Consider the following 23,273-nt stretch of genomic DNA (forward strand, 5'->3'; position numbering starts at 1 on the left):
CTCCTTTGAAAAGGTTGCACCGTGTGGACCACACCAACGCGACAAGGCACGACGGGTGTGGACGGCGCAGTTACAAGGACTTGCGGAGGCTTACAGGGGGTATCTTGAGGGCTTCACGGTATTTTGCAACCGTCCGGCGCGCGATGACCATGCCTTGTTCCCCGAGCATCTCCGCGATCTTGCTGTCGGACAATGGGTTCCTAGGGTCTTCTGCTCCTGTCAATTGTGCGATGAGCGCACGGATTGCCGTCGAGGATGCTTCGCCTCCCGCCTCGGTGGCAACGTGGCTGCCGAAGAAATACTTCAACTCAAACATGCCGTGCGGGGTCAGCATGTATTTCTGCGTTGTGACACGAGAAATTGTGCTCTCGTGTAGGCCTAGTGTATCAGCTATCTCACGTAAAACAAGGGGCCGCATGGCAACCGCGCCATGCGAGAAAAAATTGCGCTGGCGCTCGACGATCGCCTCCGCCACACGCAGGATGGTGTCGAATCGCTGGCGCATATTCTTGATGAGCCACTTCGCTTCCTGCATCTGCGCGCCCATCTGCGCCTCGCTCTTGCCCTGCTTGAGCAGGCTGGCGTACAGGCTGTTCACGCGCAGGCGCGGCATCACGTCCGGGTTCAGGGTGACCGCCCAGCCGCTCTTGGAACGGCGCACGATCACGTCCGGCACCACGTAGTCCGACACGTTCGAGGCAAACGCCGCGCCCGGGTGCGGATTGCATTGGCGCACCACGGCCTGCACCTCGCGCAAGTCTTCGTCGTCGCAGTCGAGCGCCTTCTTCAGCTTGCTGTATTCGCGCTGGGCGAACCAGCTCAGGTAACCCTCGACGATGGTCAGCGCCATGCGCCGCGTCACCAGCGGCACACCGGGCATGCGCCGGATCTGCAGCGCCAGGCACTCGGCCGCGCTGCGCGCGCCGACGCCCACCGGGTCCATGCTCTGCACCAGCGCCAGCGCGCAGCGCAATTCGTCGATCTCGATCCCGAGCTCTTCGGGCAGCCTGGCGTGGATCTCGTCGAGCGGCTCCTCGAGGTAGCCGTTGTCGTCCAGCGCATCGATCACCAGCTCGGCCAGCGCACGGTCGCGCGCCGACAAGGTGGCTTCGCGCACCTGCTCCATCAGATGTTCGCGCAGGGTTATAGCGCAGGCTTCCAGTTGCGGGCGGCCGTCCTCGTCCTCGCCGCCGCCCGACGATGGCGCGCCGCCTTCGCTCCAGTCGGCATCAAAGCGATCGTGGTCCGCGCCGTTCTCGAAACCCTCGCCCTCCTGCGCCGGCGCGTCCTGGCCTTCGGCCTGCTGGCCGGGGGCCGGTGGCGCCTCGCCGTTGGCGGGCGCATTGTTGATCGCGCCATCGGCCAGCAAGCGTACCGAACGGTCGAGCGGATCGTCGAGCCGCTCGAGCAAGGGGTTATCGCCCAGTATCTGCTCGATCTCCTGGTGCAGCTCGAGCGTCGACAGTTGCAGCAACCGGATCGACTGCTGCAGTTGCGGCGTAAGCGCGAGGTGCTGCGAAGTGCGAAGTTGCAGGGACTGTTTCATCTAGGCGTCGCTCACATGCGGAAGTGTTCACCCAGGTACACGCGGCGGACCGACTCGTCCGCGATGATGTCGTCAGGGCGGCCGGAGGCAAGCACCGCGCCCTGGTTGATGATGTAGGCGCGGTCGCAGATGCCGAGCGTCTCGCGCACGTTGTGGTCGGTGATCAAAACGCCGATCCGGCGCTCCTTCAGGAAGCGCACGATGCGCTGGATCTCGATCACGGCGATCGGGTCGACGCCGGCGAACGGTTCGTCGAGCAGCACGAAGCGCGGATTGGTCGCCAGCGCGCGCGCGATTTCCACGCGGCGGCGCTCGCCGCCCGACAGCGACAGCGCCGGATTCTCGCGCAGCTTCTCGATCTGCAGGTCGGCCAGCAGGGTGTCGAGGCGCTCGTTGATCTGGTCTTTCGACAGCGGCTTGCCGTTGTCCTTCTGCAGCTCGAGCACGGCGCGGATGTTCTCTTCCACCGTCAGCTTGCGGAACACCGACGCCTCCTGCGGCAGGTAGGACAGGCCCAATACCGCGCGGCGGTGGATCGGCAGGCTGGTGATGTCGGTGCCGTTGATGTCGATCGAGCCGGCATCCGACGGCACCAGGCCGACGATCATGTAGAACGACGTGGTCTTGCCGGCGCCGTTCGGACCCAGCAAGCCGACCACTTCACCGCATTCGACCTGCAGCGACACATCGCGCACCACCAGGCGCTTGCCATAGCTTTTCTGCAGGCCCTTGACGACCAGGGTGCTGCAATCGCCCAGCTCCATCGGGATCGCCGTCATTGCGCGCCTCCGGCCGGGGCGCGCTTGGGCGACAGGATCAGGGTGCCGCGTCCGCCGCCGGCCTTGGTCTGGCCGCTGACGTCGTTGCGCACGGTGGCCACTTCCTTGCGGTTGTCGTAGGAGATGAAAGGTCCGGTGATCTGGTTGGTCATGCGCGAATTCTCGAGCTCCTTGATCAGGGCGTTCGAGTACAGGCGCACCAGCTCGGAACGCTCGTCGTACTCGATGCGCTCGGCCTGGCCTTCGACCCACAGGTCGGGGCCGCCGTCACGCTTCTGGCGGAAGGTGGTCAGCTTGCCGTTGGACGCGGTGAGCGTCACGCTCATATACCCTTCCGGCGACTCGTTGACCACGGCGCGGTCGGCCTTGAGCAGCAGCGTGCCGCGGGTCAGGACCACGTTGCCGGTGAAGACGCGGGTGCCCGTGATGCCGTCGACGTCGGCGGAGTCGTATTCGATGGTGGCCGGCTTGAGCGAGTCGGCGCGCTCGGCGGCCGCGGTCAGCGACAGCAGGGAAAGGAAAGCGGCAGCAAGGAGTTTTTTCATGGTTGGAAACGGGTCTCGGGTTGGCACGCGGCGCACGTCGTTCAAGGATCAGCGCTGGCGTGGCGGATAGACGATCTGGCCGCGGCTGGACAGGTGCATCTGCTGGGTCGCATTGTTGGCGACCATGCCGGTGCCCTTGAGCGTGGACGCGCCAAGTTGCATGTCGATCGGCAGATCGGTCTTCACGATTTCTTCATCGGGCAGCACGGTGAGCGCCTGGCTGCGCACGCGCAGCGCCTCGCTCTGCGCGGTCTTGGGACGCTGCAGGTCGACGTCGCCCATCAGTTCGACCCGGTGCTCCTGGTGATGAATCTGCGCGTTCTTCGCGACCACCGTCATCGGCGGGCGGCCCGGCTCGACGCCGCGCAGCACCGGCTCGTCGACGTGCGACACGTCGCCATTCGGAATGTGCGCAAGGCGCTTGCCCGACACCAGATAGCTCGGCTGGCCATTCTCGGTCATGCGCACGAACGAAAAATTCTCGACGATGTAGTCAGGTTCGTCCGGCGGCCCGCCGAGCTGGGCGTCGATGTCGGACGCCTGCATCAGCTGCAGCAGCCAGAAGCTGCCGAAGGCGAAGAAGGTGCCGATCACGATCATCGCCAGGAGATTCCAGCGGTGCGCGGTGCGCTTGTTGACGACGACGGTAGCCATTTTTTATAACCTCAGGCGAAGTACGGCGCGAGCGCCTGGTCGTAGGTGCCTTGGGCGCGCATCACGAGGTCGCACACCTCGCGCACCGCGCCGCGGCCGCCGCCATTCCTGGTGACGTAGTGCGCGCGATGCTGCACCTCGGGGTGGCCGGTCGGCACCGCGACGGCGAAGCCGACGCGCGCGAACAGCGGCAGGTCGATCACGTCGTCGCCGATGTAGCCGCACTGCTCGGCCGTGAAGCCGGTCGCTTCCAGCAGCCTGGCGAAGCCGATGCGCTTGTCGTGGATGCCCTGGTGGACGTGCGAGATGCCGAGATCGGCCGCGCGCTTGACGACGATCGGCGACAGGCGCGCGCTGATGATCGCGGTCTGCACGCCGGTTTTATTCAATAACTGGATCCCCAGGCCGTCGAGGACGTTGAAGGTCTTGGTGACTTCGCCTTCCGGACCATAGGTCAGACTGCCGTCGGTCAGCACGCCGTCGACGTCGAAGATCATGACCTTGATGCGCGCCGCGCGTTCCATGTGGGCCAATGGGGTAATGGCTGGGATAAACGTGTCGCTCATCAGATCACCTTGGCGCGGGTCAGGTCGTGGATGTGCAGCGCGCCGACCAGGCGGTCGTCCTGGTCGACCACCAGCATCTGGTTGATGCGGAATTCTTCCATCACGGCGACGGCGTCGACCGCCAGCTGCTCGGGGCGCACGCGGCGCGGGTTGACATGCATCACGTCGCGGATCTGGATGTCCGAGAAGTCGTGCATGCGCTCGATCACGCGGCGCAAGTCGCCGTCGGTGAACACGCCCACCGGACGGCCTTCGGCGTCGACGATGGCGGTCATGCCGAGGCCCTTGCGGGTGACCTCGAGCAGCGCCTCGACCAGCGAGGTTTCGGGGCCGACGCTCGGCACCGCGTCGCCGCTGCGCATCACGTCGCGCACATGGGTCAGCAGGCGCCGGCCCAGTGCGCCACCCGGATGCGAGAGCGCGAAGTCCTGCTCCCGGAAGCCGCGCGCATCGAGCAGCGCCACGGCCAGCGCATCACCCATCGCAAGGGTGACGGTGGTGCTGGTGGTCGGCGCCAGGTTGAGCGGACAGGCTTCCTTGTCCACCGCGATGTTCAGGTGCACGTCGGCCAGCATGGCCAGGCGCGAGGATGGTTTACCGGTCATGGCGATCACGCGTGCGCCCAGGCGCTTCACGGCCGGCAGGATGTCGAGGATCTCGGACGATTCGCCCGAATTGGAAATCGCGATCACGACATCGTTTTTGGTGACCATGCCCAGGTCGCCGTGCGCGGCTTCGCCCGGGTGCATGAAGAAGGCCGGAGTGCCGGTGGACGCCAGGGTGGCGGCGATCTTGCGGCCGATGTGGCCCGACTTGCCCATCCCGGACACGACCACGCGGCCGTCGCAGGCCATGATCAGCCGCGCGGCGTTCACGAAACTGTCGTCGTCGCCCAGGCGCGCCTGCAGCGCGCGGATGGCGTCGGCTTCGATCGACAGCGTTTCGCGACCCAATTCCAGCACGCGCCGGGCGAGGGTCTCGTCAAAACTTTTCGGCATTATTTTTTCATCGGTTACACTCATTTTGGAAGTATAAACGAATTGGGAAAGCAAAAAACTTGCCAGTCGTAACAAACGATAACAAGCGCATGCCGCACCACACCTGGCTAGTGCCATAAGATCAACATTTTTGCCATTTATCCCAGCATCGCATCAATGCATTCCGGTCTCGAACTCACCCTCCTCCTTCTGGGCTGCGCCGTCCTGGGCGTGGTCGCCTTCCGTAGCCTTCATCTGCCGCCGATGCTCGGCTACCTCGCCGTCGGTGTGCTGATCGGCCCCCACGCCCTGGCCCTGGCCGAAGACAGCCCGACCACCCATGCGCTGGGCGAGTTCGGGGTCGTGTTCCTGATGTTCTCGATCGGCCTGGAGTTCTCGCTCGGGCAGCTGCGATCGATGCGGCGCATCGTGTTCGGGCTGGGCCTGGCCCAGGTGGTGTCGACCATCGTGGCCGCCATGGGGATCGGACTGCTGGTGGCCTGGGCCCTGCCCGGCATTCCGCTCGGCTGGCAGGCCGCCTTCGCGCTGGGCGGCGCGCTGGCGATGTCCTCGACCGCCATCGTCGTCAAGCTGCTCACCGAGCGGCTGGAGCTCGAAAGCGAGCATGGGCGGCGCATCGTCGGCATCCTGCTGTTCCAGGACCTGGCGGTGGTGCCGCTGTTGATCATGATCCCGGCGCTGGCGCGCGATCCGGAAGACATGGCGATCACGCTCGGGGTGGAAGCGGCCAAGGCGGCGCTGGTGCTGGCCCTGCTGCTGTTCTTCGGCCAGAAGCTGATGGGACGCTGGTTCACCATCGTCGCCAAGCGCCGCTCGCAGGAGCTGTTCATGCTCAACCTGCTGCTGGTGACCCTGGGCGCGGCCTGGATCACCGAGCAGGCCGGCCTGTCGCTGGCCCTCGGCGCCTTTGTCGCCGGCATGCTGATCTCCGAGACCCCGTACAAGCATCAGGTGGAAGAAGACATCAAGCCGTTCCGCGACGTGCTGCTCGGGCTGTTCTTCATCACGATCGGCATGCTGCTCGACCTGGGGATGGTGGCCAGGCACTGGTGGCTGGTGCTGCTCCTGCTGGCGTCGGTGCTGCTGCTCAAGTTCGGCCTGATCGCGCTGCTCGCGCGCGGCTTCGGGGCATCCCTTGGCACGGCGATGCGCGCCGGCCTGGCGCTGGCCCAGGCGGGGGAATTCAGCTTCGTGCTGCTCAATCACGCTTCCGGCTCGAAGCTGGTCGACCCGTTCGTGATGCAGCTGGTGCTGGCCTCGATGGTGCTGTCGATGCTGCTCGCCCCCTTCGTCATCGCCAGCATGGACCGGATCGTGATGAAGCTGGCGGCCAACGAGTGGATGACGCAGTCGCTGCAGCTGACCAAGCTCGCCACGCGCACCATGAAGACCCAGAACCATGTGATCATCGCCGGCTTCGGGCGCAACGGCCAGCGCCTGGCCGCCCTGCTGAAGGAAGAGGCGCAGCCATGGCATGCGCTCGACCTCGATCCGGAACGGGTGCAAGAAGCGCAGGCGGCCGGCGCCACCGTCTCGTACGGCGACGCGGCGCGCCGCGAAAGCCTGGTCGCGGCCGGCGTCAATCGCGCCAGCGCACTGGTGATCACCTTCGCCGACACGCGGCTGGCCTTGAAGGTGCTGAACCTGGTCCATGAGCTGGCCCCGAGCTTGCCGGTGATCGTGCGCAGCTATGACGATCGGGACACGGACATGCTGAAGGCGGCCGGCGCCACCGAAGTGGTGCCCGAGGCGCTGGAAAGCAGCCTGATGCTGGCCTCGCACGCGCTGGTGACCCTGGGCGTGCCGCTGCGGCGCGTGGTGCACCGCGTGCAGGCCGCGCGCGAGGAACGCTATGCTGCCTTGCGCGGCTACTTCCATGGGGCCGGCGACAATGGCGCCGATCTCGAGCCAGGGCATGTGCGGCTGCATTCGGTGCGGCTGCACGCACAGGCCGGCGCGGTCGGCCGCAGCCTGGCCGACCTGGGGCTTGGCGATGTGGCGGCGGAAGTGGCGGCGCTGCGGCGTGGCGGGGAAGACGTCGAGCCCGGGCCGGATGTGGTGCTGGCCGAGGGCGACGTGGTGGTGGTGCGCGGGGATGGCGAGGCGGTCAGCCGGGCCGAGGACAGATTGTTGTGATTACGCGAACGTGACGACCTTGTTGCGGCCACCGGCCTTGGCCTGGTACAGCGCCGCATCGGCCGATGCCACGAGTTCCTGCGCGACGCCTTCGATCGCGTTGTCGCGCGCACGATCGGACAACTGCGCCGATAGCGCGGCGACGCCGATCGACACCGTCACGTCGACCCGCTCGCCGCTGCTCAGGCTCACCGGCTCGGCGGCCACGCTGGCGCGGATACGCTGCGCGACGGTGCTCGCGCTTTCCAGGTCGGCGTCGATCAGCAGCACCACGAATTCTTCGCCGCCGAAGCGGCCCAGCGCATCCGACATGCGCAACTCTGCCTTGATGCGGCCGCACACCTCGCGCAGGACGTCGTCGCCACCCTGGTGGCCAACCGTGTCGTTGACGCGCTTGAAGTGGTCGATGTCGATGTACATGCAGGACAGGCGATAGCCCTGGCGCCGGGCGCGCGCGATCTCTTCGAGCAGGCGGCGGTCCATGTAGCGGCGGTTGTAGACGCCGGTGAGCGAATCGGTGAGGCCGATGTATTTCAGCATCTCGTTGCTGATCACGTTTTCGAGGCAGATCGCGATGATCGAGCCCATGTGCTCGACGAAATCGGTGCCCAGGTTCGGCGTGAAGCGGGTCGGGTCGGTGCTGCCCAGGTTCAGGCTGCCGATCAGGCGCGTATTGCGCAGCAGCGGCACCAGGGCCACGCTCTGCAGGCCGGCGGGCGGATGCGGAAACACGGCGCAGTGCTGCGACGGCGCATAGGCGCCCAGGATCGGACGCGGACGGCGCTCGGGCGACATGTCGAAGCCGAGTTCCACCGCATGCTCGCAGAACATCAGGTTGGGGAACCCCTCGAAATCGACGCCCAGTCGGTGCATGACGGTATAGATGTCGGCATCCGGGTCGACCAGCGACAGGGTGACGGTGTCCAGTTCCGAGATCACCGGCAGCGTGCGGAAGATCGTGCCGACCAGCTCCGGAAAGCTGCCGGCGCCCACGATCTGCAGGTCGAAGGCCTGGTGGCGGCACATGATTTCGTGGTTGCGTTCGGCCTGCTCGAGCAGGTACGCCATGCGCGCGCGCAAGGTCTCGTTTTCCGCCATCAGTTCTCGCGTCGACGCGCTCGGCTCATGCATGGAGCATTCCTTTCAGCAATAACCGTAACATTACGCCATCCACTCTTGCTTGGATATGAAAAACCGCTTGTCAATATCGTGGAAGACGCGGGAATGGGCGATTTTGCGACACTGTCGCGGTGTCGCCGGCGCTTGGCCTGTCCTGGTGCTTAGAAAGCAAGCTCGGCGTTTAGTTCCTGGCCCACGCGCAGGGTGCGGCCGATGCCGTCCTGGACGATGACGTTCATGCCCATCGTGACGGCGCCTTCCATGCGGGCGTTGGCGCGGTAGGTCTGCAGGATGTCGAGGGGATCGGGGCCGGGGATGCCGGTGGCCTGGTCGACCGATGGGATGGGGCAGCGGGCGCAGGGTTTGACAGGACGCAGCTTGATCTCGCCATCGCTGAAAGTCTCCACGAAGTCTTCTTCGAAGGCGTCGATGCCTTCCACGACCATATTGGGACGAAAGCGGTTCATGGGCAGCGCGGCGCGCCCGGCGCTTGTCAGCTTGGCATTCAGGTCGTCGAGCGAGGACTGGCCGATCAGCAGGATCGGGTAGCCGTCCGAGAAGCGTGCGGCGGCGGGCAGGCCGCCGGTCCATGGGCTGATCTTCGGACGCACGACGTCGGGGTGGAAGCGCACCAGGCGGCATGGGGCGCCGACGGCGTCGGAGAACCAGGCGGCGGCATTGTCGCCGCAGTCGGCGGCCAGGACGTGGTCGTCCCAGATCAGCACTTCGAGCGTTGGCGCCTGGAGGTCGTGCGCCAGCGCCAGGCGGATTGGCTGCATGCCGGGGGCCTCGACCACCAGATCGTCACCTTCGACCCGCGGCGCGATGGTCGCCATGCGCGGGTATTCGCGCTGGGTCAGGAACAGGCCTTCGCGCGTCACCACCATCCATTCGCGGTCATGCACGCCGTTTGCCGACAGTCCGTCGAGGGCAAGCGTCGCTTCGGGCACGGACAGGCCGGCGCAGGACTTGATCGGATAAAGGAGGAGCTCGGAGACGGTGGCCATGCTGTGATCGGGATGGTGGGAAGCCATCAGTATGGCAGCAATCGGCGCTGCCGGCACCATTCCGAAAGGCGGATTCGATGGAATCCGCCCTCCCCTTGCGTCAGCCCTCGACCGTCTCGCGGCTGCGTTCCACCAGATACGTCGCCAGCAGGCCGGACGGCAGCGCAGTCCGGCCTGCATCGAACACCTTGCGGTTGCCGATGACGATGAAGCTGTCCCTGGCGCGCGATACCGCGACGTTCAGCATGTTCGGCTTCTGGTCGAAGAAGGCGCCGCCATTGAAATTCTCGCCATAGGTCGGCGAGAACAGCACGATGGCGCGCTCGGCGCCCTGCAGCGCATGCACGGTGCCGACCGTCAGGCGGCTGTCCTTGCGCAGCAGGTCCGGCATGTCGCGGCGCAGGCGCCGCTCGATGGCGCCCGCCTGCGCGGCGAACGGGGTCACGATGCCCACCAGTTGCCAGATCGGCGTCGGCTTGCCGGCGTCATCGAGGTAATGCCGTTCGATGGTCTCGCGGTGGGCTTTGATCCAGTCGACGACCGCGGCCGCCTCGAGCTCGTTGTAGCGGCTGCCGCCGCGCCGCGCATCCCTGCCCCCGACGTGGATCAGTTCGAATGGCGGCAGGATTCGCTTGGCGGGCGACAGCGATGCGCGTTTCGGTTCGAGCCGGCCCTCGTAGATCAGCCGGTTGCAGTAATCGATCAGTTCCGGCACGCAGCGGCGGTGTTCGGTCAGCATCAGGCCGCGCACGTCCTCGTACTGCTGGACCATGCAGCTGCGGTTGGCGATGCGCATCAGGCTCCCGCTGGCCGATGCATAACCGCCCTGCTCCAGGCGGTCGTAGGCGGGGTCGTGGAAGGCCGGCGCCAGGCCGAACTTGACGGCGTTGGCGCGGTCGGTCGCTTCACCGCTGTTCCAGACCGGCTCGATCTGGAAGGTGTCGCCGACCACCAGCGCGCGCCGCGCCAGGGCGAACATCGGCGCGCCGATATCGGGCGAGACCTGCCCCGCCTCGTCCACCACCAGCAGGTCGATCGTGTTCCAGAACGGCATGTCTTCGCCTTCCCAGGCGGTGAAGAACGACGGCGCCATGTGGAAGTTCGACACCAGGCAGGGAGCGAGCTTGGCGAAGCGGCGGTATTTGGCTTCGAGCTTGCTGCGCCCCTTCGTATCCTTGATGCCGCTCCTGATGCGGTGCCGCACTTCCAGGATCCACTGGCCCGACCAGTACCAGTCGGCGACGGCGAACATGCGCGCGCGTACCTTCTTGTCCAGGTGTTCGTTCAGGTTGGACAGGCTGGCGTCGAGCAGTTCCGGATCGTCGCCGGCCACGTCGCGCCAGGCGGCGAAGGCGCTGGTGATGCGGGAGCGCTCCGTCTCGGCCCGCGCCATCTCCTGCTTGACCTCGTCCCCCTGGCGCGCGAGCTCCCCTTTCAAGGCGAGCAGCTCGGCCACGGTATCGTTCTTGCGCTGCAGCGCTTCCTTCTTGAGTGTATGGAAATGCCCCGGCACGCCGTCGGCGCGGTGCCGGAGGTCGGCGGTCAGCGGATGCGCCATCAACACCTGGCGGTCGCGCGCCATGCGGCGCCGGCGCACGGCCGGCACGAAACTGAACAGGTCGAGCCAGATCGAGGCGTCGGCCAGGTAGGCCGCCCATGACTTCTCGGCCTGCATGATGTCGTCGCGGCGCGCCTCTTAGGCGCGCAAAGCGGCGTCGGCGGCCTGCTCGCTCTCGTCCAGGCGCGCGCGCAGCTGCGCCAGCTGTTCACGGCAACGCGTGAGTTCCTCATTCAAGGTCGCCAGCAAGGCGCGGTACGAGGCGACGGCGCCGTCGTCGACATCCTGGCCGAGCGCATGGAACAGCGTATGGCGCGCCGCCACCAGCGTGTCGAGGCGGGCGGCCAGCGCTTTCAGTTCGGCGTGCAGGTCGTGGACCACGGTGCCGACGCCATCGCCGCGCCGCCTGAAATGCATCGCCGCGCAGTCGAGATAATGGCGCTCCGCCGCCGCCAGCATTTCCGGCGTCTCGAACTCCTCGAAGGGGTGGCTCTTGCCGGTGCAGACCGGATGCCCGGTCTGGCGCGATTCGGACGCCAGGAACAGCCCGAAGCCGCGCCCGTAGGGATGCCAGCGCCGATGCCCGGTCTCGGCCGAGATTTTCGCAAAGCTGTCGAGCACGTTCTCGACCGCCTTCACATTGGTCGAGGCAACCACGATCAGCGGGCAATCGCCGCCGGCCAGGGCCGCATCGACCCAGAGCTGGGCCACGACGCTTTGCAGCAAGGTGGTCTTGCCGGTGCCGGGCGGCCCGTTCACCGCCAGGATCTGTCCCTCGCCCAGGCGCTGCAATTCGACCATCGCCGTGCGTTGGGACGGCGACAAGTGGTGAAGCGGATGCATGTGGCCGACCGTCTGGCCGTCATACGGCGCGGTCTGCTGCAGCGGCAGCGGCGCGCGCGCCGGCCGGTCGGCAATGGTGCGCAAGGTGTCGAGCAGCGGCGTGGGGGGGCCCTCGGCGACGATCCGGTCGTACAGCTTCAGGAGATGCCGCGCGACGATCGGCGGCTCGTAGGGCATGCCGTGCCAGCCCGACACCAGGCGGTGCTCGTCCAGCACGAAATCCGGCAGCCGCTGGCCTGACCCGGCCGGCGCCATTGCGGAAAGCCCGGGCAGCCCGGCGCCCGTCACGGCTTCGAACAGGCGCGCCGCCACGTGGAAGGTATCGCCCATGCCGGTTGCCTGCTCCGGCAGCGCGCCGATGAATGCGTCGACACTGGCCAGCGCGCCGACCGACGTGCGCTGCAGGGTCGGCTCCAGCAGCTCGCGCGGAATCCACGGCATGCGCTCGGGATCGGGCGACAGCCCGCCCTGGCGATCCAGCAGGCAGGGGATGCACAGCACCGAGGCGCCCTTGTGCAGCTCGGCGCCGTCCTGCTTGGCGCCATGGCTCGCTTCCAGCGCCAGGCGGGCCGGAATCAGCACGAAGGGGATGCGGCCGCCCCGTTCCAGCTTGCTGGCATTGAACTGCGCCTCGATCCAGCTCGCCAGGTCGGGCGCGGCTTGCGCGACCCGCCACGCGCCGTCGTTTTCCGCGAGCGCGATCGGTTTGCTGTCGGGCGCCACCTCGGGATGCAGCAGGCTGACTTCGGCCAGTGCGGCGCGCCAGTACGGCAAGGGCAGCAAGCGGTTCTGGACTGTATCGTTCATGTTTTCCTGTAGCTCAACCGTATCCAGACGGCATGCCTTATTGTTTTTGTATAAGCCAAAAAACAACAAGCCCTTCGGAAGGAAGGGCTTGCGTCGGGTCGGGCGCAGTGCGCGCCCGGTGGATCAGACGTTGAACAGGAAGTTCAGCACATCCCCATCCTTGACAATGTATTCCTTGCCCTCAGCGCGCATCTTGCCCGCTTCCTTGGCGCCCGCCTCGCCCTTGTAGGTGAGGAAGTCGTCATACGAAATCGTCTGCGCGCGAATGAAGCCGCGCTCGAAGTCGGTATGGATCACGCCCGCGGCCTGCGGCGCGGTGGCGCCGATCGGCACGGTCCAGGCGCGCACTTCCTTCACGCCGGCGGTGAAATAGGTCTGCAGGCCCAGCAGCTTGAACGCCGCGCGGATCAGGCGATCCAGGCCCGGCTCGTCCATGCCCATATCGTTCAGGAAGTCGACCTTGTCGGCATCGTCCATCTCGGCGATTTCCGATTCGATCGCGGCGCAGATGGCGACGATCGGGGCGTTCTGCTTGTTGGCGAACTCGGTCAGCTGGTCCAGCAGCGGGTTATCCTTGAAACCGGTATCCGACACGTTGGCCACGAACATCGCCGGCTTGGCGGTAATCAGGTGCAGCGGATAGATGATGGCCATCTCTTCCTTGTCCAGGCCCATGGTGCGCACCGGCTGGCCTTCGTTCAGGTGCGGCATCAGGCGCTCCAGCAGGGCGACCAGCTTGGCCGCGTCCTTGTCGCCCGAGCGCGCCTTCTTCTGTTCGCGGTGGATGGCTTTCTCGACGGTGCCCATGTCGGCCAGCGCCAGTTCGGTCTGGATGACTTCGATGTCGTCGATCGGGCTGACCTTGCCGGCCACGTGGATCACGTTCGGGTCTTCGAAGCAGCGCACCACGTTGACGATGGCGTCGGTTTCGCGGATGTGCGACAGGAACTGGTTGCCCAGGCCCTCGCCCTTCGACGCGCCGGCCACCAGGCCCGCGATGTCGACGAATTCGACGATGGCCTTGACCACGCGTTCCGGCTTGACGATGGCGGAGAGCGCGTCGATGCGCGGATCCGGCACCTCGACCACGCCCACGTTCGGCTCGATGGTGCAGAACGGGTAGTTCTCAGCCGGGATGCCGGCCTTGGTCAGTGCGTTGAACAGGGTGGATTTGCCAACGTTGGGCAGGCCGACGATGCCGCATTTGAGGGTCATGGATACTATTCCTAATTCGGTAAGCGCGCGGTGAGCGCGAGCGATCGATCGACCGCCCTAAACCCTGCATTGTAACCCGGACAGGCTTGACTGCCGCAAAAAACGGCGCTTTCCGTGCCCGTTGCAATGGTTGGTTTCTACTGTGACAAGCTAGATCGGTTTGACGCGCCCCAGCTCCGGCCGCAGGGCGAATTCGGCCAGCTCGTCGCGCAGCCGCTCCCCTTCCCCGATCGCCCGCTTCCAGGTGCGCACACGGGCATCGTGATCCAGGCCATAGAACCTGAAATCGGCGCGGTCCGGCAGTTTCCCGCGCGGCAGCGTGCGCAGGAATTCGTCGGACGGCGCCACCAGCAGCACGTTGTCGAGCCAGCCACGATTGGCGCCGCGCGCCGCCCTTCTCCACGGGAATCCCTTATCCAGCCATCCCGGCACGATGTGCTCGGTGAAATGCGGGTACAGCACCAGTTCGCCCCTGGCGCGCGAATACGGCAGCGCCAGGTGATAGTCGATGATGCCGCCGTCCCAGTAGCTGCCGGCGGGCGCCTCGGCGATGCCGGTCACCGCCTTCATGATCAAGGGCAGCGTGCCCGAAGCCAGCAATCCGGCCGCCAGGTTGTCGCGCGTGAGCGTCGAGAAGTGCGTGTTGAAGCTGTCGAAGCGCTCGCGCAGCCATGGCGCCTGGCTTCGTGCATCGCCAATCACCACCCGCTCCATCAGGCGCCCCAGCCAGGCGCGCGAGCCGGCGTTGTGCAGCGCCGCCGACAGGAAGCCGCGCATCTCGGCATAGCGGTGCGCCGGCGCCGCCAGTGAACGCAGCCCGCGCACGGTCAAGAGGTGCAGCCGGTAGTGCTCGTGGTTGACGATGTCGTCTTCATGCCCGCGCACCAGTTCGCCCAGCAGGGCCTGCACGACCGCGTCGATGTCCTGCGGCGTGGGCTTGAGGCTCGTGTAGCGCTGGCCCGCATACAGCTCGCCCAGCAGGGCAAAAGCCTTGGCCGGATCCTTCTGGCAGGCGGCCGCCATGCGCCAGGCGCCGATCGAGGCGCCGATGAGGGTGCGTTCGCGCGGGGCCGAAGGGAACCATTCGCCGAACATCCACTGGTCCAGCGACTGGAAGATCAATCCCTTGGGGCCGCCCGCCGCGGCGGGCACGATGGCCACGTCGCGGGCCCGCAAGCCATGTTCTGCAATCTGCGCCATGGCCAATGGCCCGGCATGAAAAGTGAGCGCCTTCATGCCGAAATTATCGCAGGAAGCATGCGCTTGCGCCCGATCAATCCTGTCACCGTACTGCTGCGTAACATGGGCCGGTCGCGTGTCCGGAGAATGCCATGCCCCTGCGCTTCGTCGTCATGCTGTGTCTGCTTCTGTGTCCATTGCTGGGCCTGCCTGCGTCTGCAAGCGCGCTCGAGGCCGACAGCGGCACCGACCGCTCGGTGGTGGTGGACCGCCACGTCCAGCATTTCGTCGTCGACGCCAGCGGCGCCTACACGCTCACGGTCGAACTGGCCAAGACCATCGTCAACCGCGCGGCGCTGCACGAACATGCCCAGTTCTACATCGGCTACAACCAGTCGCTCGACGAAGTCGTGTCCGTCGAGGCGCATACCGAGAAAGCCGACGGCCGGCGCCTGGCGGTGCAGCCGCACCAGATCCGCGACCAGCAAGAAGCCGCCTCGCTCGACGCCCCGATGTTCCAGGACACGCGGCTCAAGATCGTCGTCTTCCCCGACGTCGAAGCGGGCGACAAGGTCGCGGTGCGCTACGTCGCGCGGCGCCACACGCCGCTGTTTCCCGGCCACTTCGAAGACCTGACCTCGGCGCGCTTCCAGCGCCAGCGCGACTTCCGCCTGGTCTACGACATGCCGGCTTCGATGCCGCTGCACGCCGACGCGGTCGGTTTCGAGGCGATTGCCACGATGAGCATGCCCGCACCCGCGCCCGGCAAGCGCCGCTACGCCTGGCGCTACGTCGACGGCGACAATGCGCGGCTCGAGGCCGATTCGGTCAGCTATCTCGACTACGGCAAGCGGCTCGCGGTCTCGACCTTCGCCGACTACGCCGCCTTCGCGCGCGCCTACCAGGAGCGCGCCGCCGGCAAGGCGCTGCCCGACGACACGGTGGCGGCGCTGGCGGCCAGCATCACGGGCACTACCGTCGACCGCCGCGCCCGCGCGATCGCCCTCTCCGACTGGGTGCGCAAGAACGTGCGCTACGTCGGCGTCTATCTCGGCCCCGGCGGCGTGGTGCCGCATGCGGCGTCCAGCGTGCTGGCCAACCGCTATGGCGACTGCAAGGACCATGCAACACTGCTCGAGGCGCTGCTGGCCAGCTCCGGCATCGACAGCACGGTGGCGCTGGTCAATAACGGCGACGCCTATCGCCTGCCCGGCGTGCCCACGCTGGGCGTGCTCAATCACGCGATCGTCTATATTCCTTCGCTGCAGCTGTACCTCGACCCGACCGCCGAATCGGTGGCGGGCGGCTTCCTGCCCGCGGCGCTGCTCGGCAAGCCGGCGGTGCTGGCGCGCTCGGGAGAGTTCGCGATGGTCCCCTTCTTCCAGCAGGCGCGCAGCCGCACATTCACCCAGTTCGACATCCAACCCGACGGCGGCAGCCGCTTCAGGGTCACGCGCACCAGCAGCGGCGCCCAGGCCGAGCCCTACCGCCGCGTGGTGCGCGCCACGCCGGCGGCAGAACGCGACCGCTTCGTCGAACGCATGCTGCAAGGGCTGGGGCAACAGGGCGGTGGCGTGCTGGAGCCGGGCGATACCGAAGGCGAGGCCGACGACTATACCCTGTCGCTGCGCGGCGCCAGCAGCGGCTTCACGCAACTGCCGGGGCCGACGGGGCTGGCCACCACGTATAACTTCTGGGGAGGATTGGGCGACGCCGTGTTCGCGTTCACGCAGGAACCCGAGCGGCGCCAGGAATTCGTCTGTCCGGCGATCGATGCCGAGGATGAACTACGCTTCCACCTGCCCAGGCGCGCGCAGGTGCTGGCCCTGCCGCGCGCCATCAAGGTGATCGATGCCAACTTCGCCTACCGCTCGCATTACCAGCGGCGCGGCGCGCTGGTGACGGTCAAGCGCCAGCTCAAGTTCAGGCACACGGCGGCCACCTGTTCGCCCGACGACTACCGGCGCATGCGGCCGGCGCTCGAGCGCATGCTGCGCGACCTGCGCTCGCAGGTCGTGGTGCGGGGAGGATGAACTGGATGAAGATCGCGGCCTCAGGCCGTATGCAACTGCATCGTCGCCACGTCGAGCTTGCCTTCGCAGGCGAGCGGGATGATGCGCAGGCTCTTGTCGATCGATTCCTCGATCAGGCTTTGTTCTTCCTTGCGCGGGCGATGCAGCACGAAATCGGCCACGCCCTGTTGCAGGTTGAGGCTGCGCGGGTGGCCGATGCCGAGGCGCAGGCGCCAGTATTCCTGGGTGCCGAGGGCCGCGGTGATGTCCTTCAGGCCGTTGTGGCCGCCCGAGGAACCGCCCTTCTTGAGCTTGGCGACGCCGGGCATCAGGTCCAGTTCGTCGTGCACGACCAGCACCTCGTCCGGGTTGATCTTGTAGAAGCGCGCCAGCGCGCCGACCGACTGGCCGGAGCGGTTCATGAAGGTCTGCGGCTCGAGCAGCCAGACGTCGTTGCCCGAGATCGAGGTCTTGGCCACCAGGGCGTTGAAGCGCGATTCGCGCTGCAGGCGGCAGCCCGGCAGGCTGTTGGCCAGGTTGTCGACCAGCCAGAAGCCGGCGTTGTGGCGGGTTTGTTCGTATTCCGGGCCAGGGTTGCCGAGGCCGACGATCAGACGGATGGACATGCGTGGTGTTCTTTGGAGAAAACGCGATTATCGCTCAAACGGGCCAGCTGGCGTACACAACGACGTTCGGTGCAGGCCAACCCAAAACAAAAAACCCGCCGGGCAAGCCACGACGGGTTTTTTATCGATGCGCCACCGAAGCGGCGCCCTCAGCCGATATTACTCAGCAGCGGTTTCAGCAGTCGCTGCGCCGCGTGGGATCGAGGTGGTGACGATGGTCAGGTTCTGGCCGTGGGTCAGCGCGGTCACGCCTTCTGGCAGGACCAGGTCGCCGGTGTGGATCGATTGGCCGGCTTCCAGCTTCGACAGGTCGACTTCGATGAACTCTGGCAGTTGACCTGGCAGGCACGACACTTCGACTTCGTTCAGCACGTGCGACACGATGGCGCCGCTCAGCTTGACGGCTGGCGAGACTTCGGCGTTCACGAAGTGCAGGGTGACCTTGGTGTGGATCGGCTTCGAGGTGTCGACGCGCTGGAAGTCAGCGTGCAGGACCAGTTGCTTGTATGCGTGCATCTGGAAGTCACGCAGCAGCACTTGCTGGGTCTTGCCGTCGATTTCCAGGTCCAGCACGGAACCGTGGAATGCTTCTTTCTTGAGCGCGTGGTACAACGCGTTGCCGTCCAGGGCGATCAGTGCCGGGGCTTCGGTGCCACCGTAGATGATGCCTGGGGTCTGGCCAGCGTTGCGCAGGCGGCGGCTCGCTCCGGTCCCCTGCTGAGTGCGGTTGAATGCGACTACTTTCATGTGAAACTCCAAAAATAAATCGGGCCCGAATGCCGCAGAAAATTCCACGGCCCGGTTGCCCAGTGGCGACCATCCCCGCGACCAGGGACGGTCAAGAACGAGCGCCAAGGCTGCGCGCTCAAGAAATCCTGATGCTACAACGGCGCGCCGGCTGTTTCAGCCAGGCGCGCCGCGAAAAACAGCGACTGTATTGCTTAGTCGACGAACAGCGAAATCACCGAGTCGCCCTTGACGATCCGCTTGAAGGTCTCGGCCAGCAGCGGTGCGCAGGTCAGCTGGCGGATCTTGCCGCAAGCGGCGCCGGCTGGGCTCAGCGGGATGGTGTCGGTGACGACCAGTTCGTCCAGCGGCGAGTTCGCGATGCGATCGATCGCCGGGCCGGACAGGACCGGGTGCGTGCAATAGGCAACGACTTTCTTGGCGCCGCGCTCCTTGAGCACTTCGGCGGCCTTGCACAGGGTGCCTGCGGTGTCGACCATGTCATCCATGATCACGCAGTTGCGGCCTTCGACTTCGCCGATGATGTTCATCACTTCCGACACGTTCGCCTTCGGGCGACGCTTGTCGATGATCGCCAGGTCGCAGCCCAGGCGCTTGGCCAGGGCACGTGCGCGCACCACGCCGCCGACGTCAGGCGACACGACCAGCAGGTCGTCGTAGTTGCGCTTCTGCAGGTCGCCCAGAAGGATTGGCGATGCGTAGATATTGTCGACCGGGATGTCGAAGAAACCCTGGATCTGGTCGGCGTGCAGGTCCATGATCAGGACGCGCTCGACGCCGGCTTCTTCCAGCATGTTCGCGACGACCTTGGCCGAGATCGCGACACGCGCCGAACGCGGGCGGCGGTCCTGGCGGGCATAACCGAAGTAAGGGATGGCGGCGGTGATACGGCCGGCCGAGGCGCGCTTGAGGGCGTCGACCATCAGCATGATTTCCATCAGGCTGTCATTGGTCGGGGCGCAGGTCGATTGCAGGACGAAGACATCCTTGCCACGCACGTTCTCGTTGATCTCGACCATGACTTCGCCGTCGGAGAACTTGGAGACGACTGCTTTACCGAGAGGAATGCCGAGGCTTTTTGCGACCCCCTCTGCTAGTGCCGGATTGGCATTGCCGGTAAAAACCATCAGGTTTTCGTAAGCCATGGGAGTCCCAAAAGGTAAAAAGCGTTTGTACGGTAGAAAAACAATCAGCCGGATGTACCGGCTGATTAGCATGCTGACGTGGCGCTCGGCACCGCATCGCGATCTTCTTGCTGGACGCATCCGCATCGACAGAACAAGAAAACTTTGGCAGGGGAACAAGGATTCGAACCTTGGTATGCCGGAATCAAAATCCGGTGCCTTAACCAGCTTGGCGATTCCCCTACACGATCTTTACTGCTTGTCGCTGGAACTTCAACTTGCTACTCAGCGCCGCGACAGGCAGTATTTTATTCTATAACTCCCTGATTTTGCAAGAGCGATTTCATCAGCGGGTGTGTCTTCAGCGACTTCGCCTTCCATGCCGTCCATTTGCCCGGCACTTGCGCCAACACCTGGTCGGCAGCGTCTTCGCTGGAGAACGCGCAAAACACGCACGCCCCTGAGCCAGTCATCCTGGCATCGCCATGGCTGCTCAACCATTCAACCGCCTCTGCTACCGGCGGGAACAGGCGCATCGCCACGTCCTGCAAATCATTTTTCCCAAACCCAACCGTAGTGCATGAATCGGTGTGGCTGGAAAAGTCCGCTATTCTGACGGGCTTTGAATCTCTTGTCAAATCCGGCGCAGAAAAAATTGCGGGCGTCGGCACCGCGACCCCCGGTTCGATCACCACATACCAGCAATCCGGCCCCGGCGCCGCCTGCAAGGCCTCCCCCACGCCTTCCGCGAACGCGGTTTCGCCGAACAGGAAGAACGGGATGTCGGCGCCCAGCGGCAGGCCCAGCGCCATCAGTTCCTCGCGGCTCAGGCCGGCTTGCCAGAGCGCGTTGGCCGCCATCAAGGCGGTGGCCGCATCCGACGATCCTCCTCCGAGCCCGCCGCCCATGGGCAAGACCTTGTCCACCCGGACCGAGATGCCCGGCGGCAGCCGGCCATGGCGGCGCGCGAACTCGGCCTGCAGCAGGCGCAGCGCCCGCACGACCAGGTCCTGGTCTTCGGGCACGCCCGGTACGTCGTTGGTGCGGCGAATCTGCTCGTCGTCGCGCAAGTCGAAATGCAAGCGGTCGGCACGGTCGATCAGCTGAAATACGCTTTGCAGCAGGTGGTAGCCATCGGCGCGGCGGCCGGTGACGTGCAGGAACAGGTTGAGCTTGGCCGGAGCCGGGCAATCGTGCAGCGAACGCATGGATCAGGCTGCCGGCAGGATGACGATGCGGATCGCCAGGTCCGTGATGTCGCCCGAGGCGGCGCGCTCGGCCTGGATGAGGCGCGGCGCCGGCTGGCTTGCCGCCGGGTCGCCGGTCGCCGGATCTTGCCACTCGACGAAGCGCAGGCGCCAGCCATCCCTGGTCGTCACACTATTATTGGCCGGCGAGGCGCGGAAGCGCTGCCCCTGCGCGTCCAGCGCATAACCCTGCAGCCAGTCGCGCAGGCCTGACACCGGCAGCGGCCAGCCCAGCGTCTGCTGGGTCAGGCTGTCGATGTCGCCCGCCGTGCGCTCCTGGCCGCCCTGGACCAGGGTCGCGGAAGTGGGCGTGACATTGATCGTGGCCACGGTCTGGCCCAGCGGAGAAATCAGGGTGACGTCGATCGCCTCGGGACGCTGGTCCCAGTTGAAATTGCCGGTGATCGACTCCTGCCTACCATCCTTCTGGTAATTGACCGACAGCTTGCCCGACAGGTCGATGGTGTCGCGGTAGTCGCCGACGGTGGCGGTGGACAGGTTGGCGGTGCCGGTGGCGCAGCCGGCAAGCGCGGCAGCGAAGGAGCACGCGGCGGCGAGCAGGGTGAGACGTCGGGTCAGTGGCATAGGAACGATCGGAAATTGGACAAACGCGGCGGACAGCGCTATGCGGTCCGCCGCCAGGCTGGATTATTTCACAAGGCAGGCCGCAACCGCGCCAGCGTGGTGCGCAGCGTATCGTTCTGCGGATCCTTGGCGCGCGCCTCGCGCCACAGCTTCTCGGCCGCCGACTTATCGCCCTTCTGCCACAGCACCTCGCCCAGGTGGACGGCGATCTCGGGGTCCTTGCGCAGGCCGTAGGCGCGGCGCAGGAATTTCTCGGCTTCAGCCAGGTTACCCATTCGATAATGGACCCAGCCCATGCTGTCCATGATGAAGGGATCGTCCGGCGCCATGTCGAGCGCCTTGGCGATCAGGCCGTAGGCTTCCTGCAGGCGCACACTGCGCTCCGCCAGCGAATAGCCAAGGGCGTTGTAGGCATGGTGATTGTCGGGCGCCTGCGCCATCACCTCACGCAATTGCGCTTCCATCACGTCGACCTTGCCCAGTTTTTCGGCCAGTAGCGCGAAGTCGTACAGCAGGTCGGGATTCTTCGGGAAGCGCTTGGTGGCCGCTTCCATCACCGCATAGGCTTCCTGCAGCTGGTTGGCGTCGCGCAGCAGTTGCGCCTCGGCCGCCATGAGCTGGGCCTGGCGCGCCGGATCGTCGGTCTTGATCTCGGCCAGCAGGCGCCGCGCGCTGTTCAGGTCACCGCCCTTGCCGACCAGGTGGACGCGGCGCAGCTGGGTATTGAAGCGGGTTTGCGCATCCGTGCCTTCGGGCACCTTGTCCAGCCATTGCAGGGCGCCGACCAGGTCGTTGCGCTCCTCCGCCAGTTGCGACAGGATCAACAGCGCGCGCGAAGGATCGCGTTCGTCGTCCGGATTGCGCCCCAGCACTTCCACGAAACGCGTGAAATATTGTTCGGCGCCGAGGGCATCGTTCATCTGCGTGGCCAGGATGCCCAGCGCATACAGATGCGCGACGTTGTCGGGCTGGGCCTTGACCAGCAGCTCGAACTCGCGCCGCGCAGCCGGATAATCCTTGCGGTTGACCAGCACCCGCGCATAGGCGGCGCGCACATCGCTCGCCTTCGGATAGCTCTTGAGGAATTTCTGCATCAAGGCCACCACTTGCGCCTCGTCCTCGGTCACCTGCGCCAGCATCAGCAGGGCGATCTCGGCGTCGGGCTTGATGGCCAGGGCCGCCTGGGCTTCGCTGCGGGCCAGCGCCTTGTCGCCCTTCACCAGCGCGATCTGGGCGCGCACGACGCGCGCTTCCATCGTGTTGTCGTAGGGCGCGATCAGGCGCTCGAGCATGGCGATCGCCGCTTCCTTGTCCTTCGCGCGGCCCAGCAATTGCTGGACCTGGAACAGCAGCACGCCGCGCCGGGCCGGTGTCGCCTCGCGCAGGCGCTGCTCGAAAATCGGTTCGAGTTCGGCGATCTTGTCGGACGTGACCGCCATGCCGACGAAATACTGGGTCGCTTCGTCGGATTCCGGGTCGAGCCGGTACCACAGGCGCACCGCGGCCAGGGTGTCGTCGGCCTGCTTGGCGGCCACCGCCATCTCGGCCGCACGGCGCGCCAGGCGCGGATCGCCGGTGCGCTGGGCCAGGTTGTAGACGGTGAGATAAGGCCCCTGCCAGTCGCCGTTGCGAAACGCGAATTCCGCCTTCATCAGCTGCTCGAGCATGACGGGCGTGAGCTCGACCTTGGGCAGGCGCGCTTCTTCCTCGGCCTTTTGCTTGGCCGCCAGCTCTTCCTCGTCCAGCTCGGCCTCTTGCTGCGCGGATTGCTGCTGGCCGAACTCGGCCTGCCCGCCGGCGGCGAGCGACTGCTGTTGCGGCGAGGCAGCACATCCTGAGAGCAGGCCTGCAAGCAGCCCGGAGACGGTTACAATGGCGAAAGCGTTTTTCAAAGCAAGTCCAAAATCCGAGTTGATGTTTTGATTTGATTCTACGCTCATGCGCAGGCGCCTGCCGCGCATGAGCTGCGTCAGGATTCCT

Annotated in this window: 20 protein-coding genes and 1 tRNA gene; 2 read left to right on the top strand and 19 right to left on the bottom strand. The window is 65.9% G+C overall.

What is annotated here, in order from left to right; translation table 11 throughout:
* Positions 1-70: 70 nt before the first annotated feature.
* The 6 genes from DIR46_RS11515 to DIR46_RS11540 are packed head-to-tail and all read right to left on the bottom strand — an operon-like array spanning position 71 to position 5,088.
* Positions 71-1,546 (bottom strand): RNA polymerase factor sigma-54, encoded by a 1,476-nt coding sequence (locus tag DIR46_RS11515; RefSeq protein ID WP_109345359.1) that lies wholly within the window; start codon positions 1,544-1,546, stop codon positions 71-73.
* An 11-nt stretch (positions 1,547-1,557) separates the two neighbouring features.
* On the bottom strand, positions 1,558-2,310 hold the full coding sequence (gene lptB, locus DIR46_RS11520) for an LPS export ABC transporter ATP-binding protein (RefSeq protein WP_109347996.1): 753 nt from the start codon (positions 2,308-2,310) through the stop codon (positions 1,558-1,560).
* Between the two features lie 11 nt (positions 2,311-2,321).
* Positions 2,322-2,870 (bottom strand): lipopolysaccharide transport periplasmic protein LptA, encoded by a 549-nt coding sequence (lptA, locus tag DIR46_RS11525; RefSeq protein WP_109345360.1) that lies wholly within the window; start codon positions 2,868-2,870, stop codon positions 2,322-2,324.
* Positions 2,871-2,918: 48 nt separating this feature from the next.
* Positions 2,919-3,524 carry an LPS export ABC transporter periplasmic protein LptC gene (gene lptC / locus DIR46_RS11530; protein ID WP_109345361.1) on the bottom strand — a complete coding sequence of 202 codons (606 nt, stop codon included), beginning with the start codon at positions 3,522-3,524 and terminating at the stop codon, positions 2,919-2,921.
* 11 nt (positions 3,525-3,535) lie between these two features.
* The gene (locus tag DIR46_RS11535) at positions 3,536-4,090 is read right to left on the bottom strand and encodes a KdsC family phosphatase (protein WP_205289114.1); all 555 of its coding nucleotides are present in this window, start codon (positions 4,088-4,090) and stop codon (positions 3,536-3,538) included.
* Complete coding sequence (locus DIR46_RS11540) at positions 4,090-5,088, bottom strand: KpsF/GutQ family sugar-phosphate isomerase (protein WP_205289115.1); 999 nt, start codon at positions 5,086-5,088, stop codon at positions 4,090-4,092. Before DIR46_RS11540 ends, DIR46_RS11535 begins: the two co-directional genes overlap by 1 nt.
* 156 nt (positions 5,089-5,244) lie before the next feature.
* Between DIR46_RS11540 and DIR46_RS11545 the strand changes: the two genes are divergently transcribed.
* On the top strand, positions 5,245-7,224 hold the full coding sequence (locus DIR46_RS11545; RefSeq protein WP_109345363.1) for a monovalent cation:proton antiporter family protein: 1,980 nt from the start codon (positions 5,245-5,247) through the stop codon (positions 7,222-7,224).
* Here DIR46_RS11545 and DIR46_RS11550 read toward each other — a convergent pair whose 3' ends face one another.
* The 6 genes from DIR46_RS11550 to DIR46_RS11575 form a co-directional block, all read right to left on the bottom strand.
* Entirely contained in the window at positions 7,225-8,355 is a 1,131-nt protein-coding gene (locus tag DIR46_RS11550; protein WP_109345364.1) for a GGDEF domain-containing protein, read from the bottom strand.
* A gap of 149 nt (positions 8,356-8,504) precedes the next feature.
* Positions 8,505-9,350, bottom strand: coding sequence for an MOSC domain-containing protein (locus tag DIR46_RS11555; RefSeq protein WP_109347998.1), 846 nt, complete (start codon positions 9,348-9,350; stop codon positions 8,505-8,507).
* Between the two features lie 100 nt (positions 9,351-9,450).
* On the bottom strand, positions 9,451-11,025 hold the full coding sequence (locus DIR46_RS11560) for a DEAD/DEAH box helicase (RefSeq protein ID WP_109345365.1): 1,575 nt from the start codon (positions 11,023-11,025) through the stop codon (positions 9,451-9,453).
* Between the two features lie 21 nt (positions 11,026-11,046).
* Entirely contained in the window at positions 11,047-12,558 is a 1,512-nt protein-coding gene (locus tag DIR46_RS11565; RefSeq protein WP_109345366.1) for an AAA family ATPase, read from the bottom strand.
* 123 nt (positions 12,559-12,681) lie between these two features.
* Positions 12,682-13,773, bottom strand: coding sequence for a redox-regulated ATPase YchF (ychF, locus tag DIR46_RS11570; RefSeq protein ID WP_109345367.1), 1,092 nt, complete (start codon positions 13,771-13,773; stop codon positions 12,682-12,684).
* A gap of 150 nt (positions 13,774-13,923) precedes the next feature.
* Positions 13,924-14,973 carry a lysophospholipase gene (locus DIR46_RS11575; RefSeq protein WP_109345368.1) on the bottom strand — a complete coding sequence of 350 codons (1,050 nt, stop codon included), beginning with the start codon at positions 14,971-14,973 and terminating at the stop codon, positions 13,924-13,926.
* 131 nt (positions 14,974-15,104) lie between these two features.
* Between DIR46_RS11575 and DIR46_RS11580 the strand changes: the two genes are divergently transcribed.
* Positions 15,105-16,985, top strand: coding sequence for a DUF3857 domain-containing transglutaminase family protein (locus DIR46_RS11580; protein ID WP_109345369.1), 1,881 nt, complete (start codon positions 15,105-15,107; stop codon positions 16,983-16,985).
* 20 nt (positions 16,986-17,005) lie between these two features.
* Here DIR46_RS11580 and pth read toward each other — a convergent pair whose 3' ends face one another.
* The 7 genes from pth to DIR46_RS11615 all read right to left on the bottom strand — a co-directional run bounded on the left by pth (position 17,006) and on the right by DIR46_RS11615 (position 23,233).
* Positions 17,006-17,590 carry an aminoacyl-tRNA hydrolase gene (pth, locus tag DIR46_RS11585; RefSeq protein WP_071360692.1) on the bottom strand — a complete coding sequence of 195 codons (585 nt, stop codon included), beginning with the start codon at positions 17,588-17,590 and terminating at the stop codon, positions 17,006-17,008.
* A 159-nt stretch (positions 17,591-17,749) separates the two neighbouring features.
* Complete coding sequence (locus DIR46_RS11590) at positions 17,750-18,337, bottom strand: 50S ribosomal protein L25/general stress protein Ctc (protein ID WP_071360693.1); 588 nt, start codon at positions 18,335-18,337, stop codon at positions 17,750-17,752.
* A gap of 194 nt (positions 18,338-18,531) precedes the next feature.
* Positions 18,532-19,482 carry a ribose-phosphate pyrophosphokinase gene (locus tag DIR46_RS11595; protein WP_109345370.1) on the bottom strand — a complete coding sequence of 317 codons (951 nt, stop codon included), beginning with the start codon at positions 19,480-19,482 and terminating at the stop codon, positions 18,532-18,534.
* Positions 19,483-19,627: 145 nt separating this feature from the next.
* Positions 19,628-19,704: transfer RNA gene (locus DIR46_RS11600), tRNA-Gln, on the bottom strand.
* A 65-nt stretch (positions 19,705-19,769) separates the two neighbouring features.
* Positions 19,770-20,669 carry a 4-(cytidine 5'-diphospho)-2-C-methyl-D-erythritol kinase gene (gene ispE / locus DIR46_RS11605; protein ID WP_109345371.1) on the bottom strand — a complete coding sequence of 300 codons (900 nt, stop codon included), beginning with the start codon at positions 20,667-20,669 and terminating at the stop codon, positions 19,770-19,772.
* Between the two features lie 3 nt (positions 20,670-20,672).
* Complete coding sequence (locus DIR46_RS11610) at positions 20,673-21,293, bottom strand: outer membrane lipoprotein LolB (protein WP_109345372.1); 621 nt, start codon at positions 21,291-21,293, stop codon at positions 20,673-20,675.
* Between the two features lie 68 nt (positions 21,294-21,361).
* A complete protein-coding gene (locus DIR46_RS11615) occupies positions 21,362-23,233 on the bottom strand; it encodes a tetratricopeptide repeat protein (RefSeq protein WP_109347999.1) in 1,872 nt (623 codons plus the stop codon).
* Positions 23,234-23,273: the final 40 nt, after the last annotated feature.

Source organism: Massilia oculi, from assembly GCF_003143515.1.
GTDB classification, from domain to species: Bacteria; Pseudomonadota; Gammaproteobacteria; order Burkholderiales; family Burkholderiaceae_D; genus Telluria; species Telluria oculi.